Raw genomic sequence first — 16,439 nt, 5'->3', positions numbered from 1 at the left:
TGAGCTATTTTCATAAATTAAAAAATGAAATTAAGAAAAGATAAATTATCGTAAACTATACACTTTACTTTGGTGTCAAAATTATAATAATGACAACAAATATCAGAATGTGTATAACAGTAAAAAAGAGTCATATTAAAATGAAGTCGATCATTCTTATAATTTTGATTGCAAACCTTTTATCGGCTTGTGCATTAGCACCAAAGCTAAAACAGCCCAATGACAGGAACCGCGTGCCTATTAATAAAACAATCCCTGCCGAAATCAAGCGAGGAGACAGATGAAAACAAAACAAGCAAAACCAGTGAAAGCCGAACAACTTAGAAGTTATTATGAAGAAAGCCGTGGCTTAGAACGTGATCTTATCAATGAATTTATAAGGTCGCGCAGAACGGCATGGCGTGTTGCGAGTACTGTGGGTCTTTTTGGCTTATTCGGTATGATATGTGGAGTTGTTGGATTTTCTCAACCAGCTCCAACTCCCTTAGTATTGCGCGTTGATAATACGACGGGTGCAGTTGATGTTATCTCAATCATGCGTGAACACGAAGAAAGCTATGGTGAAGTTGTAGATAGATATTGGCTAAACCAATATGTACTTAACCGCGAAACTTACGACTACGATACTATTCAACTGAACTATGACACAACAGCACTTTTAAGTGCGGCATCTGTTCAACAAGAATATTATAAAATCTATGATGGAGAAAATGCACGGGACAAAGTGCTTTCCAACAAAGCACGTATTACAGTTAAAGTACGATCAATCCAGCCTAATGGACTCGGTCAAGCAACTGTACGTTTTACGACTCAGCAACTTGACAGCAACGGTGCTGCTACTGGACCAAAACAGCACCAAATTGCAACAATTGGTTACACCTATGTTGGTGCACCCATGAAATCATCTGATCGATTGCTTAACCCCCTTGGTTTTCAAGTAACAAGTTACCGTTCTGACCCAGAAATACTGTTGAATGATTAAGGAATTGATTGTTATGAAAAAACTTGCGTTCGTTGTTCTATTGTCTTCGTTTTCTTCTCTTTATACGGTACCTGTGCAGGCGCTCAAAAGTCCATCAAATTCACAATATGATCACCGCATTCGCTATATAACATATAACGAAGCCGATGTGGTTCAAATTGAAACAGTTCTTGGTGTGGCAACACATATTATTCTTGAAGAAGGTGAACAGTACATAACTCATGCCTTTGGTGATTCTGAAGCCTATGCCTTTGCTCATAAAGGGCGGCATATTTTTATTAAACCAAAAGCAGAACTTGCCAATACCAATCTCATCGTTGTAACCGACAAACGGAGTTATAAATTCCGACTACAATTTCGGAATGACCGTGCGGGATCAACATATGAATTGGCTTTCCATTATCCCGATTCAAACGATGAAAAGTCAGAAGAAAACAATCGACGCCTTGCGATTGAACGTGGTTTTCACCAAAGCGTCAACGGCTATAATCTCAGTTATACCATGAGTGGTCACCAAGATATTGCTCCGATAAATGCTTGGGACAATGGGCGTATTACTTACTTTAAATTTCCCGCTAACATGGATATGCCATCGATTTATGTCGTAGATGCTGAAGGTAATGAAAGCTTAATACCACGCACCGTTATCGGCAGTTCTAATGATATTATCGCCGTTCATAAGGTCAATCCTAAATGGCTTATACGGCTTGGTAAACGCGCTCTAGCTGTTTTTAATGAAGCCTATGACCCCAATGGCGTACCAAACACAACAGGGACAGTATCTTCGGTGGTTTATCGTATCAATAAAGGAGGAAAATGATGTTTGACAATAAGGAAGGAGAGGGAAAAGGTACAAAACTGGACAACGTCGAACAAAAACATATTGAAGGTACCTATGGAGGGTCCGAACTAGGTTCTGAACGTCGTCCAACAATTCCAGGTACCCGTGCATTGTTAATGGTAGGACTTATTGTCATAGTAGCGATACCGATTGCCTTGACTTGGAAAGCTTTTAAAATGCGTAATACCGTGGAGGTTGAGGAAGAAAAACCACAACAAATAGTACAGCAAATTATACCAAACTATGTCCCTCGGATTATAGAAGAGCCAAAGATTGTAGAAGAAGCAGAAAAATCAACACAAACAGAAGATTCAAACTTGGATATTCCACCGGCCTTGAGTAAGCTTCTTCAAACAGCCATTCCTCCACATATGCTCCAAGATTCTGAAGAATTAGCACGCAAACGTATGCTCAGTTCTAGCCTTAACAACGGTGGTAGCGAAGGATCTACAGATACAAATAATAAAGCATCGAATAATGATAGAGGTAATGGCGTATTATTTGATAACCTTCAGCCTGTGCGTTTAGGTCAATCACATGCGATGCAACTTCGTAACCGTGACTTTTTGATTACACAAGGAACGCAAATAGATTGTACATTAGAAACAAAAATCATTACATCACAACCCGGAATGACGACGTGTCATTTAACACGCGATATTTATTCCACGAGTGGACGTGTTGTTTTGCTTGACCGTGGTTCTAAAGTCGTTGGTTTTTACCAAAGTGGCATACAACAAGGACAAACGCGCGTGTTTGTGCAATGGTTACGCATTGAAACGCCTTCTGGTGTTGTTGTCAATCTTGACTCACCAGGCACAGGTCCTCTGGGTGAAGCGGGTATTGGTGGCTGGGTTGACAGACATTTTTGGGAACGATTTGGTAGTGCAATTATGGTAAGCATTATCGGTGATTTAGGAGAATGGGTAAGAGGAAAAGTTGGTAAAAGCAGCAAAGAAAATAAAGATAACTCACAAAATAAAGGAGCTCAGAATGCTGAATCTATAGCAATCGATGTTCTTCAAAATTCCATCAATATCACACCAACACTTTACAAAAACCAAGGCGAACGAGTAAATATTTTTGTTGCTCGTGATCTGGATTTCAGCGATGTCTACAGTCTCGTCACACGTTAACCCGATACAAAAAGATCAAGCAGTTTTTCAGCTTCTGCAACCGCTTGATTGTTTTTTAGAAGATCCCACGATCACTGAATTATCGATTTGCCGCCCCTGTGAAGTATGGACGAAAAGCTTTAAGGGTTGGCAAGTACATAGCGTACCAGAGTTAACAACCACTTTTTTGCAAACGCTTATTACAGCTATTATCGTTTATAACGGTATGGCTCCCAGAAGTATTAATTATGTGCTCTTGCCTGGTGGACAACGTGGTACAATTATACAAACACCAGCTGTTGTTGATGGTGCTCTTTCCTTTGTAATTCGTAAACATTCTCTCATAGTTAAAACGTTAGAAGAACTCAAAGAAGAAGGGGCATTTGACGATTTTTCTGATGTAAGTTTTAATAAGCCTTCAGCAAAAGAAGCCAATAACTTGTTATCGAGGCAAGACTTCACACGGTTGGAACCATTTGAAGTTCAACTCTTACAAAGTAAACGTGAGGGAAAAATTCTTGAATTTTTGGAAGAATGCGTCCTTCACAAACGCAACATTATTATTGCAGGCAAAACAGGATCTGGTAAAACAACATTTGCTCGCTCTTTAATTGAAAAGGTCCCTGTAGAGGAGCGTATTATCACAATTGAAGATGTTCATGAGCTTTTTCTACCCAATCATCCCAATCATGTACATATGATTTATGGTAACAATGTAGGTCGTGTTTCAGCTGAAGAATGCCTAGATGCGTGTATGCGTCAGTCGCCTGACAGAATTTTTCTCGCTGAATTGCGAGGCAATGAAGCATGGGAATATCTCAATTCGCTCAACACTGGTCATCCCGGATCGATTACAACAACGCATGCTAACAGCGCTTTGCAGACATTTGAGCGATGTGCCACCTTGATTAAAAGATCAGAAATTGGCCGGCAACTCGAGTTAGAAATGATAAAAATCGTTCTCTATACAACAGTTGACGTAGTGTTGTTCTTTAAAGATAGAAAACTCTCTGAAGTCTTTTACGACCCGATTTTTGCTAAATCAAAAATCGCTTAAGGGGAGCTTCCTCTCTCGGTAATATGAAGCAAACAAAAATAGCCGTAACTAATTGTTACGGCTATTTATTTAACTTTTCCTATTCTCTTTGCTTCTCCGATGGATTTTCTACACTCTTCATGAAGAAAAAAGTTAATAGACAACAACTCTACGAGAAAACCAAATTATACATAAGGCTCTCTTTATTCTCTTGCCTTTGATCATTCTTTCCATTTACCTTTTGAAAAAGTATCTTTGATGCAAAAAAGAAAAAATAGCTGCAAAATAAATATTTAAACAAAAGAAAAGAATAAATTTTGATTCGCTTATCAATGAAAGCTTCGTAAAATAGGTACTTTCGATCATCACAAATAATTATCGTCATCAAGACCAAAACTTATCGTTTAAAAATTCTAAGCACTATTTTCAAGTGATTAATAAATATGTTTTTTAACCAAACAATCTCCAAATACGGAAAACCTCATACGAAATAAATTATCATTTCGATTTAGCATCCATAAACCACGTTCTATTTGGTAATAAAAAGTATAGTGGTATATAGACGTCTTCTTCGGACGAAGAAAGATTCTTAACCTCCAGTTGTTCGTAAACAACCAAATTTCTCTTAAGCAAGCTTTGCTAACCATATCACGTGGCTTATGTCCCTCTCCTAAAGATGATATCCATAGACTACATAAGGTAAGCTCTACTCTGAATATTCCTGCTCTCTTCTCTGCACCACAAAAAGCAAAAATTCCTAAAAGAACAGATCTACAATCACTCTTCTTAAGATGCATCACATTGTCTTATAAAGAGTGTTCATTATTTTGCGTGTTGGATAAAAGATCTTAGTACCGTAGGATTCTCTCATTTCAAAGCTGTTTATTAACCAAAACCATGTCTCTTGCACATTATAAGTAAATAAAGCCGTATAGAATGAAATTGTACAAAAAAGCACTAAAAATGCCTTTTATAAACCATCCAAAATGCCAAAAATTGTCACAACATTGGGAGTTTGCAAAGTGTCTAATGGCGCCCAACTTGTTCTTTTATGAAGTGTAAAAATGGAGATGCTCTATAAATTTTATATTATTCATCGGGGCTTTACCATTATACCATCCACGAACTCTGTAGTGAAATAAGCTTAGGCACCTTAAAGAAAGGTTTCTTAAAAACAAGCGTGCAAATTGACAAGCAAAGTGTATTTGGTTCGGGGCGTTCTGTTTTACATAAGGGTTTTGATCTTATTAAAGAACGAGAGAAACAAAAGCGTGAAGCAATGTGTAATCTCTATTATTTAAAAGACATTACTCTAGATGCTTTTGAAAGCCGTAAAGCAGAATTAAAAAATGATGCTAAAAATGGAAACTGGTTTGCACCTTTACAGCTTCATATTCTCCTCAAATTAGGCGGCTGTATAGCAACTTTCAAAGATTGCGCCAACAGAGATACATAATACTCTTAACTCCCATCTGATAAGTAAAAGCTGCAACAGCAAAAGCTCTTTTAAAAAAACAACGCCATAAAGTCATTAATAAACCGGCAATGAATTGGAGAAATGTTCCAGATTTTTATCAAACACTCTGCAAAGCAACAATAATGATACAACTGGCTTTGCATCTGCTTATTCTTACAGGTGTTCGTACCCATCTCTTGCATCAATTCGTGAAGATCAGATTGAAGAGGATATATGGACAATTCTTGGCTCGAGAATACGAACGGTCTGCGTGATACTACAGGAAATTTCGCAGGCCCTTATGATCACAAATATTAAAAATTTTAAAACAAGCACGCTTGTTTTTTCGCAATGATTTCTATTTTCTGTAACCGGCCGTAGTCCTTATTAATGTGAATTTCCTATCACAATATATAAGAGAGGTTAGGTTAAAAACCTGTCCACGTAGATTTCTCTCTCATTTACGTAATTGGCTAACAGACTCCACCTATCACACCTCAAAGGACGAAGCCTCTTAACACGCCACTGATCTGCAAACAATCCGCCCCCTCACCTAGCAGATTTCACCTTCTAACCACTCTAATTACCACATCCTAAATAAGATAGTGTTTTACAGCACAACAGAATAAATACCAAAACAATGACTGATTATACCGTTAATACTTGGACACCTCTTTTTCATGTTAAGAAATATCTTTTATGCTGAAAAATAAAAAACACTTTTACTGCTTAAACAACTTTCTTAAGCATACATACAAGAACAATGAAATACCCTAACATAATAAATAAGATCTAAACCTAGAAATCTCTATTTTTTATAGATAAAAACATATAAAATCAAAACCTCCGAAACTCGTCAAAATACAACATATTTTCTTTGATGATTGAATTTATTCAACTCAAACGAACCTACAAACACCGCTTATTCCACATTCGCAACACGTGTTCTTAGAATTCTCACTAGCCTTTTCTAAATTTTTAGAGAAACCTATAAATTTGCTATTTTTCAAACGTCTTATCTGCTCTTTAATGAATTTAAATCTATGATGTTACAATATTTTTAAATTACTACCCCCTTAACTATATAATCTATCTCTACAATAGAGAGGGATTTTACGTTCTCCATTTTTTGAGAACTATAAATTTTGTTTTTTAATGCGATTAACAATCCAATCTTTAAAATAAAAAATATGACCTTTATATATATAATGATATTATCAAAAATTCCTAATCCTTGAATACTAGCAATGTTTTCGATATTACAATAAATGTGTCGTAAAATGACGAATTGTCATAATGATCACTCCTTTGTATTTCATTTAGATAATTTACATGCGTTTAATATTTGTATCAGCATTTATTTTTGTGCTATATTTATACAGAGTAATCATTTTTTATAAAAAATGATTACTTAAATCTGCATCAAAGTATAAATTATGATGCGAATTTAATAAAAATAAAAACACATGGCATATTAATTTTATTGTTTTTACATAGAACGCTATTTAAAGTATAGTTTACTCGAAAGACTAATGCCTTTTTAAAGGCAATAATAACTATACTAACCGCCTCATAGAAGCCAATAAATTTTTAGAGATTAAGCCTCAAAGAGGCACAAAAACACGCACAATTTTCTATTTTTCTTTTTACTGTTCGTTAATCGGTCAAATTTCAAAGATAATATTCAACTATGAGTTTTCTGCTCAGCCATTGCAAGGATTGCTTCTACAAGGATTGCTTAATTTTTAGAGATTACTTCGCTTTTAGAATGATTATAGCTACTGCGCCCCCATAAGCAGCCGATCTTCTTTTAGAGATTTAATTGCTAAAAGGAGATACAATTTCCCACCTTGCGCTTTATTTTGATCAATCAGTAAATTTTCAAAGGCGGCGTTCAACCATGAGTTTTTTAATTTCAGCAATCGCTTTCGCTGGATTTAATCCCTTTGGACAAGTTTGCGCACAATTCATAATCGTATGGCAACGATAAAGGCGGAAAGGATCTTCTAAATTATCAAGACGTTCACCACACATCTCATCACGTGAATCCGCAATCCAGCGATAAGCTTGAAGCAAAACAGCGGGCCCCAAATAACGATCACCGTTCCACCAATAACTTGGACATGAAGTCTGACAACACGCACACAAAATACATTCATAAAGGCCATCGATTTTTTGGCGATCGGAGTGACTTTGTAACCATTCTTTTGCAGGTTCAGGAGAAACTGTTTGCAACCAAGGCTCAATGACTCGGTGTTGTGCATAAAAACGCTTTAAATCAGGAACCAAATCTTTAACAACCGGCATGGAAGGCAACGGATAGACCTTAATGGGATGTTTTACATCATCCATCCCTTTGGTACAAGCTAATGTATTGGTTCCATCAATATTCATCGCACATGAACCACAGATGCCTTCACGGCATGATCGACGAAGTGTCAAAGTTGGATCAATATGGTTTTTAATAAACAAAAGCCCATCAAGAATCATAGGACCACAAGCAGAACGATCCACATAATAAGTATCTAAATGAGGATTTTCCTCATCATCAGGCGACCAACGATACACGTGAAATTCCGTCAGCTTTGTAGCACCTTCAGGTTTAGGCCAAACCTTTCCCGGTTTTACTTGAGAATTTTTGGGAAGCTTAATTTGTACCATATTTTATTCTCCCCTTAATAAACCCGTTTTTTAGGTGCAATGCGCTTTAAATCGATCCCACCATCAGCTTCAGATGTTAACGGGTCCACATGGACAGGTCGATATGATAATGTCACCTTACCCTCTTTTGACAAATGTGAAATCGTATGTTTACGCCAGTTTTTATCATCACGCTCTGGATAATCTTCACGAGCGTGAGCGCCACGGCTTTCTGAACGTGCTTCGGCAGAATAAACAGTCATGATTGCATTCGCCATAAGATTTTCAAGCTCTAATGTTTCAACCAAATCAGAATTCCATATCAGAGAACGATCTGTGACTTTGAGATCCGACAATTCCCCCCAGATTTTATTCATCCGTTGACATCCCTGTTTCAAAGAATCTTCTGTACGGAAGACTGCTGCGTCTTCTTGCATCGTGCGTTGCATTTTTTCACGCAATACAGCTGTTGGTATTGCCCCTTGTGCAAAACGTAAACGATCAAAACGCGCTATAATTTCGTCAACAGCTTCTTCATTGATGGGTGGAATTTCTGCATTCCGATCAATAACTTCACCCGCGCGAATGGCAGCAGCACGACCAAACACCACAAGATCAATTAATGAATTTGACCCCAAGCGGTTAGCACCATGAACAGAAGCACATCCTGCTTCTCCTACCGCCATCAGCCCTGGTTGAATACGATCAGGCGAATCAGCCGTTGGATTGAGAACTTCCCCGTAGTAATTGGTAGGAATCCCACCCATATTATAATGAACCGTTGGCAAGATGGGGATAGGCTCTTTTGTTACATCCACCCCTGCAAATATCCGTGCTGATTCTGAAATCCCTGGTAAACGCTCATGCAAGATTGCAGGATCAATATGATTGAGAACCAAATGAATATGATCCTTCTTAGGTCCAACGCCACGCCCTTCACGAATTTCAAGTGTGATACAACGCGAAACCAAGTCACGTGAAGCCAAATCCTTAAAGGAAGGTGCATAACGCTCCATAAAGCGTTCACCTTCAGAATTGATTAAATAGCCTCCTTCACCACGAGCTCCTTCTGTAATTAAGCAGCCAGAACCGTAAATCCCTGTCGGATGGAATTGCACAAACTCCATATCCTGAAGTGGCAATCCAGCGCGTGCGATCATTCCACCACCATCACCCGTACAGGTATGCGCCGATGTCGCAGAAAAATAAGCCCGTCCATAACCACCGGTTGCAAGAACAACCATTTTGGCAGAAAAACGATGTATTGTACCATCATCGAGATTCCATGCCACAACCCCCGTACAAACCCCATCCGTCATGATGAGATCGAGTGCAAAATATTCAATAAAAAATTGCGCATTATGCTTTAAGCTTTGTCCATAAAGCGTATGCAAAATGGCATGGCCTGTACGGTCAGCTGCTGCGCAAGTACGCTGAACAGGCGGACCTTCACCAAATTGTGTCGTATGTCCGCCAAAAGGACGCTGATAAATTTTGCCTTCTTGCGTTCGCGAAAAAGGAACGCCATAATGTTCTAATTCATACACAGCAGCAGGAGCATTACGCACCAAATATTCCATTGCATCGGTATCGCCCAACCAATCAGAACCTTTCACGGTATCATATAAATGCCACTGCCAATTGTCAGGTCCCATATTTGAAAGCGATGCAGCAATTCCCCCTTGTGCTGCAACCGTATGTGAGCGCGTTGGAAAAACCTTCGTAATACAAGCTGTCTTTAATCCTTGTTCTGCCATACCCAGTGTCGCACGTAATCCTGCACCACCTGCCCCAACAACAACAACATCAAATTTATGATCTACAGTGCGATAAGGGGCGTTACCTGCTTTAGCACCCAGAGATGATCCTGTACCCGCCATACTTGTTTAACCCCCTAATGCAATTTTCAAAAGAGAAAAAATAATGATACCACCTATGAGAAAACAAAATAAAATATTTAACGTCAAAAAGAATATCCGAAAACCTTCACGTGGAATATAATCTTCAATCACTACCTGCATACCAAGTTTCATATGATAAAGGACCGAAAAAGTCATCAATCCCATCAAGATAGCAACAATAGGATGTGCAAGTCTTGCACGCACAATACTATAATCCTTTCCCACAAGCGAAAGAATAAGAACAATAAAAAATATCAAAAGTGGTAGATTGATAAACCCCGTCAAACGTTCTAGCCAAAAATGCTCTGTTCCTTCATGAGCACTGCCACGCCCCCGTACTTTTCCAAGTTCCGTTCGAAAATCTTTTTTCATGTCTCTTTTCACCCCCAGCTAAACAACGGTATATCCAATAATCCAAATCGCAAAAGTAACAATAAGAGAAATAAACACTGTCGCCCAAGCAGTGACTGTTGCCTTTTCTTTTGCCAAAAGGCAAGGCTTCAGATCCCAAACAATGTGGCGAACACCACCAACCATGTGATGAACCCCTGCCAAAGTATAAAGAAACAAAATACACAATCCAAACCAAGAACTATAAATTTCGTAAACTGTTCTAAATGTCTCCTCGCCACACGCAATAGCAATTAACCAAACAGCAAGAAAAACCGTTCCAACATAAAGTGCCATACCCGTAATGCGGTGTGCAATGGACATGGCCATAGTAATTGTCCAACGATAAATACTTATATGAGGGGAACGAGGGCGCTCTTTTATCCTAGTTGTCTCTATCATAAAATATCCTGACCTGGTTTATCATAAAATATCCTGACCTGGTTTTTGCAACCGCAATGAACGAGAAAGTTCGCGCAAAACGACTAAACATACTCTCTCGTTTTTACTTGTTTGGCATCTCAAGATACCGATATTACAGGTCGGTTGTCTCAAATAACGGATTAAAGGTCACGCATAAAAAAACCGATTACTCCCCGGATATGATCCGCAAAACTCGCCTTAATCTAATACACTTTTATCTTCACGTCAAAGGTCTAAAATCTTTTCCAAATATAAACAGACATTTTTTCAGATTAAACTTATCCTTTTGAGTATCCACGATATATGCAATGGTCTCTTAAATTGCACCCATGATTAAGAATAAAAAGAGGAAAAATTGATAGATTAAACATTTTTATGTCCCCTCCAAGCCTTTTAAAAGGCAAAACGAATCAAGAAAGACACAAATAAGCGGCATAAAAGCCGCTTTTGCATAAAGTTTAGCCGATATAATCTTTACTCAGAAACTTGCTTTTCAACATCTGTGCTGACAGATGCTGCTTCTACTTTCTCAACAACCTTTTCAGCTTTTTTCCGATAATCTCTCTTTTCAGCGATACGTGCAGCTTTACCTCTCAAGCCACGTAGATAATAGAGTTTTGCACGGCGCACTTTACCACGGCGCACCAGCTCAACACCTTCAATCAAAGGAGAATAAACAGGAAATACCCTCTCCACCCCTTCGCCATAAGAAATCTTGCGTACTGTAAAGGTCTCATTCAACCCACCGCCTGAACGCGCAATACAGACACCTTCATAAGCCTGAACACGCGTCCGTGTACCTTCTGTCACACGCACCATAACACGGACTGTATCTCCTGGCTGAAATGCTGGAAATTGGCGCTTTTCTTCAATTTTTGCACATTGTTCAGCTTCAAGCTGTGCGATAATATTCATTTCTTTTATCCTTCATGTTCTTTATCGAACAGTCAGAGCGCTCAACTCTTACCAAAAAAGCCTTTATTAAGAATAAGGAGCTCTTTAGGCTATGTCTTACACAGGAGCGAATACACCATTCCTTCATTTTAATTTTGGAACTACAGAAAACCTTTTATAAAAAACTCTCTAAAAAGAGAGCCATGCAATACACCACCTTATCATATGAATCAAGTTTTCTGATGATTTTTATTATAACGCGCATAAAGATCAGGGCGACGTTGACGTGTTAACAATTCGGCTTGGCTTTGACGCCAATCTGCGATCGCTTTGTGATGACCTGAGAGCAATACAGGCGGAATACCCCGCCCTTCGAAAAGAGAAGGGCGGGTATATTGCGGATGTTCCAGCAAGTCATTTTCAAAACTTTCACACCTTGCAGAAGCTGCATTCCCCATCACTCCAGGCAGAAGACGTATAATAGCATCTAAGATAACCAATGCGGCTGTTTCACCCCCTGAAAGAATATAATCACCAATAGAGACTTCTTCTAGTTCTCGTGCCTCTATGACTCGCTCATCAACCCCTTCAAAACGTCCACAAACTAACGTTACACCCGTATCACGAGCCAAGCTATGCGCGTAAGCTTGGTCAAAAGGACGCCCACGTGGACTCATCAACAATCTTGGCGAATCCTGTGGACAGCAATCAAGAGCAGCCGCCAATACATCCGCCCGCATTACCATACCAGCTCCCCCACCAGCAGGTTTATCATCAACGCTATGGTGTTTGTCTAAAGCAAAATCCCTAATCTGTACCGTCTCCAGTGACCAAATTCCACGCTCTAAAGCTTGCCCTGCTAAAGAATACCCTAAAAAACCAGGAAACATTTCAGGATAAAGGGTTAAAACGCGCGCCTGAAATTTCATTTTATTTCTTATCCTTATTTTCTTAAACAGACTCTTAATAGCAAAAATAGCACAAACAAGACTTTTAACGCTATAGCGTTAATCTGAGTCTTCTTGATCTGCGCCATATTTAATACGATCCTTCTAAATACTTGCACTAAAAAAGACTCTAAAAATTCAGGACTATTTCGAGATAAAGTGCTTACAATATCTGCTCAAAAGAGCATTTTTAATATTTTCACACATTCCACTTTTTATTGACGAAATTCATCTGTTGTTTTTTACCTTCATCTTTATTTTTAGATTCAAGCTATTTCCTTTTTATCATTGTCTCCCCATCAATTAAACCAGCGGCCATGGGATCAACAACAAGAAAACCAGAATCCATACAAATTTCTGGTACCGCCGCCTTACTAAAGGGAATAAGAACTCTTTTACCTGTATTCAAACGTATTTCAAGCAAATCACCAGCCCCGAAATTAAAAAAACCACACACTTCACCTAAGATTTTCCCCCCACAATCTTGGACACACAAGCCTATTAAATCGACTTGATAAAACTCATCCTCCATCAAATCATCAATTAATTGATCACGCGTCACATAAAGGCGAATCCCTTTTAAAGACTCAGCCGCATTACGATTTTCTACCCCTTTAAAACGTACAATCGCCTTATTTTTTTGTATGCGAAGAGTTACAATTTCATAAGAACGCCCCATATCATCATAAAGAGTGCTGTAAAACTTGAAACGCTGTGGCTCAGCACTTAGAATTTTAACAAAAACATCTCCTTTTATACCATGAGGCATACCAATAATGGCAAGATAGACTTTATTTTTAAGCTTTTCTTTATTATACTTCATGCAAAAATATTATCTCTCAAAAATGAACCCTTCAATCTTATAGTTTTCTATTCAATCTTGTTGCCATATGAGACAATCTTCTAAAAGACCTTTCTTGGTAACAAAAAACAAATTAATAAAGGAGAAAGTCTTATGGCAAATATTATGCTATTTTACAAAGATATCACACCAATCAACAAAATTTCCCATAAAAATCTAAAATTTGCTCCTCCAACTGATATGTCTTTTGCCAAGGATACTCATTGGGTTCCTTTAGCAAGTACTGAATATTTTCAAGCAGCGCTAGACTATCCTATTTTATTTATGTGCGCCGAAGATGAACAAAAAAAACGGCACTACACATCCGCAGCTCTTGTCGGTCTTTCTAATGACGAAAATGACTATATCGCTTCTGATAAAAGTTGGAAAAACAATACTTATGTTCCAGCTTTTGTCCGTCGCTATCCTTTTGTTTTGGCACAAATTAGCAATGAAAAAGAACTTTCTGTCTGCTTTGATCAACAGTCCGGTATGTTTAATGAAGTTGCAGGAACAGAACTTTTTAATTCCGATGGCTCTATTTCTCCTTTTATGGAAGAACGTATTCGCTTTCTTGAAAGTTTTAAAATCGCTATGGAGAAAACCTCTGAGTTTATTGATGCTCTTGTAGAAATGGATCTTCTAAGCCAAAAATCCATCAATGTGAAAAACGATAAAGGTCTCTCAGCGCAATTGGAACATTTTTGGGTTGTTGATGAAGAAAAATTGAATAAATTATCAGCAAGCCAACTTGCCAAACTTCATAAAAATGGCTTTTTAGGATTAATTTTTGCGCATTTGATGTCAACACACAATCTTGTGAAAATACTCTCTCTCAAAGGTGAAAAGCAACTTATCAATCGTGAAGAGCAACCCCAAAACAAGAATGGTCATTCTAACGATGAAAAAGCTAAAAAGAAAGAAACTCTCAACTAGATAATGCCCATCAAAAACGACAAGAGAAAAGATGAAAATATTCCTCTCATTCCAGCAGACCATGCAATTTTAAACGCAAGGAAAAATTGGTTAGAGTGTCTTACCCAAACACGTCGTATGTCAGCACAAACAGTGCACGCCTATGAACGTGATACGCGGCAATTTTTGTCTTTTCTCTGTCAACACTTAAGCCATACACCAACCCTTACAGATCTTGCTCATTTACGCATCAGTGACTTGCGTGCTTATCTTGCTTATCGGCGTACAAACAATGTAAGTGCGCGCTCTTTAAGCCGAGGGGTGGCAGGCATCCGTTCTTTTTTCAAATACTTATCACGTGAAGGAATCGTCAATGTTCCCGCGGCTCAACTTATCCGAAGCCCCAAACACCCCAAATTGCTCCCAAAACCTTTAGCGATAAAATCAGCACTTCACATAGTCAAACAAGAAAATCAACTGGAAAATGAACCTTGGATTAGCGCTCGTAATGCTGCTGTCCTCATGCTTCTCTATGGCTGTGGAATGCGAATATCAGAAGCCTTAAGCCTCACACCAGAACAATTTTCTGATCCTGAAAAAACACGTTTATTTATAACAGGAAAAGGCGGCAAAACACGCCTTGTTCCTCTCATCAAAATTGTTTACGAAGCTGTACAAAATTATCTCAAATGTTGCCCATATCCTTTAGTGGATAACCAACCCATATTTCGTGGGGCGCGAGGCGGTCCCCTACAGCCCGCCATTATTCAGAAAACTGTACGCAACTTACGAGCAAGCCTTGGTTTACCAGAAACTGCAACGCCTCATACACTGCGCCATTCTTTTGCCACCCATCTTTTATCACGGGGGGGAGATTTGCGCACGATTCAAGAACTTCTTGGGCACGCTAGTCTTTCCACCACACAAATCTATACCCACGTCGATACAGACCATTTGTTAAAAATCTATCAAAAGGCCCATCCCCGTTCCAAAAACGTCTCATCAAAAAATTAGAGTGTTTCAACCTCAAGTGCCAAAGCATGAACACAAGTAGCTAACTCTTCTTGTAAAACTTTATAAATCGCTCGATGTATTTCTACGCGTGTCATATTAGAAAAAGAAGAAGATAAAATTTTCACTCGAAAATGTGTTTCTCCTTTACCATCAAAAGCATGTTCATTATGAGGATGCCCCTCATGAAGATGACTTTCGTTAATCACTTCAAGCTTTTGCGGATGAAAAGCATCCTGAAGCTTTCTCTGAATTATTGTTTCTATAAACATTTTTCATTCCTCAAACAAAATGAACGTGCAAAAATACACCTTTTTCATAATAGAATAAGTGTGAAAACAAATTTTTCAAAAGTCAATTCTTGTAAAATTAATCAATTTTGCATAAACCAATAATATGACAATAACATCTAAATTATTCGATTCAATTCGCATAAGCTCAAATAAAAAACAAAAAGCTGAGCCAGAAGCACAACAGTGTCAGTGGGAAGGTTGTGAAAAAACAGGGTCCCATAAAGCACCAGCAGGTCGAAATCACGAAGGACAATATTTATATTTTTGTATTGAACACGTACGCGCCTATAATAAAAATTTTAATTACTTCTCTGGTCTTAGCAATAAAGATATCGCAAAATTTCAAAAGGATGCTCTCACAGGACATCGTCCGACATGGCCTACAGATCTGAGCAATGGTACATCGAAAAAAACAGCCGCGAATTATGCAAAGATTCGCTCTGGCACAGCTGCCTATCAAAATCGCATGCGCGATCCCTTCACGCTTTTTACTGGGCAGCATTCAAGCAATAAGTTCTCACGAAAATTAAAGCCCTTAGAAGCAAAAGCTTTTGATACACTGGGACTACAGGCAAACGCTTCAGCAGAAGACATCAAAATGAAATATAAAGAGTTGGTAAAAAAGCACCATCCTGATTCCAATGGTGGTAATCGTGCTTCAGAAGAGCGCTTTCGTGATGTTTTACATGCTTACAATTTGCTAAAAAAGTCTGGTTTGTGCTGAAAACATGCGCTTATATGAGTCTATTTTCAT

At 38.4% G+C, this 16,439-nt stretch carries 17 protein-coding genes; 9 read left to right on the top strand and 8 right to left on the bottom strand.

Going from position 1 to position 16,439, the window contains the following annotated elements; translation table 11 throughout:
- The first annotated feature begins 140 nt into the window (after positions 1–140).
- From ACFIQC_RS01240 to ACFIQC_RS01215, 6 genes are all read left to right on the top strand, one after another.
- Positions 141–284 carry a TrwH protein gene (locus ACFIQC_RS01240; RefSeq protein WP_273790050.1) on the top strand — a complete coding sequence of 48 codons (144 nt, stop codon included), beginning with the start codon at positions 141–143 and terminating at the stop codon, positions 282–284.
- Positions 281–982, top strand: coding sequence for a virB8 family protein (locus ACFIQC_RS01235; RefSeq protein ID WP_375606007.1), 702 nt, complete (start codon positions 281–283; stop codon positions 980–982). Before ACFIQC_RS01240 ends, ACFIQC_RS01235 begins: the two co-directional genes overlap by 4 nt.
- 13 nt (positions 983–995) lie before the next feature.
- Positions 996–1,802, top strand: coding sequence for a P-type conjugative transfer protein VirB9 (virB9, locus tag ACFIQC_RS01230; protein WP_375606008.1), 807 nt, complete (start codon positions 996–998; stop codon positions 1,800–1,802).
- On the top strand, positions 1,802–2,959 hold the full coding sequence (gene virB10 / locus ACFIQC_RS01225) for a type IV secretion system protein VirB10 (RefSeq protein WP_375606219.1): 1,158 nt from the start codon (positions 1,802–1,804) through the stop codon (positions 2,957–2,959). Before virB9 ends, virB10 begins: the two co-directional genes overlap by 1 nt.
- Positions 2,934–3,995, top strand: a complete 1,062-nt coding sequence (gene virB11, locus ACFIQC_RS01220; protein ID WP_375618302.1) for a P-type DNA transfer ATPase VirB11 — start codon at positions 2,934–2,936, stop codon at positions 3,993–3,995. Before virB10 ends, virB11 begins: the two co-directional genes overlap by 26 nt.
- A gap of 1,159 nt (positions 3,996–5,154) precedes the next feature.
- Positions 5,155–5,430: a hypothetical protein gene (locus tag ACFIQC_RS01215; protein ID WP_375612711.1), complete on the top strand. Its 276-nt coding sequence runs from the start codon at positions 5,155–5,157 to the stop codon at positions 5,428–5,430.
- A 1,881-nt stretch (positions 5,431–7,311) separates the two neighbouring features.
- On the opposite strand, the gene ACFIQC_RS01210 is transcribed toward ACFIQC_RS01215, so the two are convergent.
- The 7 genes from ACFIQC_RS01210 to rimM all read right to left on the bottom strand — a co-directional run bounded on the left by ACFIQC_RS01210 (position 7,312) and on the right by rimM (position 13,448).
- Positions 7,312–8,091 (bottom strand): succinate dehydrogenase iron-sulfur subunit, encoded by a 780-nt coding sequence (locus ACFIQC_RS01210; protein ID WP_005774220.1) that lies wholly within the window; start codon positions 8,089–8,091, stop codon positions 7,312–7,314.
- A 14-nt stretch (positions 8,092–8,105) separates the two neighbouring features.
- The gene (sdhA, locus tag ACFIQC_RS01205; RefSeq protein WP_375677720.1) at positions 8,106–9,950 is read right to left on the bottom strand and encodes a succinate dehydrogenase flavoprotein subunit; all 1,845 of its coding nucleotides are present in this window, start codon (positions 9,948–9,950) and stop codon (positions 8,106–8,108) included.
- A gap of 6 nt (positions 9,951–9,956) precedes the next feature.
- A complete protein-coding gene (gene sdhD, locus ACFIQC_RS01200) occupies positions 9,957–10,343 on the bottom strand; it encodes a succinate dehydrogenase, hydrophobic membrane anchor protein (RefSeq protein WP_375612246.1) in 387 nt (128 codons plus the stop codon).
- An 18-nt stretch (positions 10,344–10,361) separates the two neighbouring features.
- Positions 10,362–10,763: a succinate dehydrogenase, cytochrome b556 subunit gene (sdhC, locus tag ACFIQC_RS01195; RefSeq protein ID WP_375606014.1), complete on the bottom strand. Its 402-nt coding sequence runs from the start codon at positions 10,761–10,763 to the stop codon at positions 10,362–10,364.
- A 495-nt stretch (positions 10,764–11,258) separates the two neighbouring features.
- Complete coding sequence (rplS, locus tag ACFIQC_RS01190; RefSeq protein WP_375612245.1) at positions 11,259–11,699, bottom strand: 50S ribosomal protein L19; 441 nt, start codon at positions 11,697–11,699, stop codon at positions 11,259–11,261.
- 209 nt (positions 11,700–11,908) lie between these two features.
- Positions 11,909–12,607 carry a tRNA (guanosine(37)-N1)-methyltransferase TrmD gene (gene trmD / locus ACFIQC_RS01185; protein WP_375612244.1) on the bottom strand — a complete coding sequence of 233 codons (699 nt, stop codon included), beginning with the start codon at positions 12,605–12,607 and terminating at the stop codon, positions 11,909–11,911.
- 289 nt (positions 12,608–12,896) lie between these two features.
- A complete protein-coding gene (gene rimM, locus ACFIQC_RS01180) occupies positions 12,897–13,448 on the bottom strand; it encodes a ribosome maturation factor RimM (protein ID WP_375645284.1) in 552 nt (183 codons plus the stop codon).
- Between the two features lie 132 nt (positions 13,449–13,580).
- Between rimM and ACFIQC_RS01175 the strand changes: the two genes are divergently transcribed.
- Entirely contained in the window at positions 13,581–14,402 is an 822-nt protein-coding gene (locus tag ACFIQC_RS01175) for a SapC family protein (RefSeq protein WP_375632437.1), read from the top strand.
- Positions 14,403–14,405: 3 nt separating this feature from the next.
- Complete coding sequence (locus tag ACFIQC_RS01170; protein ID WP_375706621.1) at positions 14,406–15,395, top strand: tyrosine recombinase XerC; 990 nt, start codon at positions 14,406–14,408, stop codon at positions 15,393–15,395.
- On the opposite strand, the gene ACFIQC_RS01165 is transcribed toward ACFIQC_RS01170, so the two are convergent.
- The gene (locus tag ACFIQC_RS01165) at positions 15,392–15,664 is read right to left on the bottom strand and encodes a BolA family protein (protein WP_375612716.1); all 273 of its coding nucleotides are present in this window, start codon (positions 15,662–15,664) and stop codon (positions 15,392–15,394) included. The genes ACFIQC_RS01170 and ACFIQC_RS01165 overlap by 4 nt on opposite strands.
- Before the next feature lie 124 nt (positions 15,665–15,788).
- Between ACFIQC_RS01165 and ACFIQC_RS01160 the strand changes: the two genes are divergently transcribed.
- Positions 15,789–16,409 carry a J domain-containing protein gene (locus ACFIQC_RS01160; protein WP_375606021.1) on the top strand — a complete coding sequence of 207 codons (621 nt, stop codon included), beginning with the start codon at positions 15,789–15,791 and terminating at the stop codon, positions 16,407–16,409.
- Positions 16,410–16,439: the final 30 nt, after the last annotated feature.

The organism is Bartonella sp. AA126HLJHH (assembly GCF_042197425.1).
In the GTDB taxonomy this organism is placed as follows: Bacteria; Pseudomonadota; Alphaproteobacteria; order Rhizobiales; family Rhizobiaceae; genus Bartonella.
This window is presented reverse-complemented; position numbering and strand designations above follow the sequence as displayed.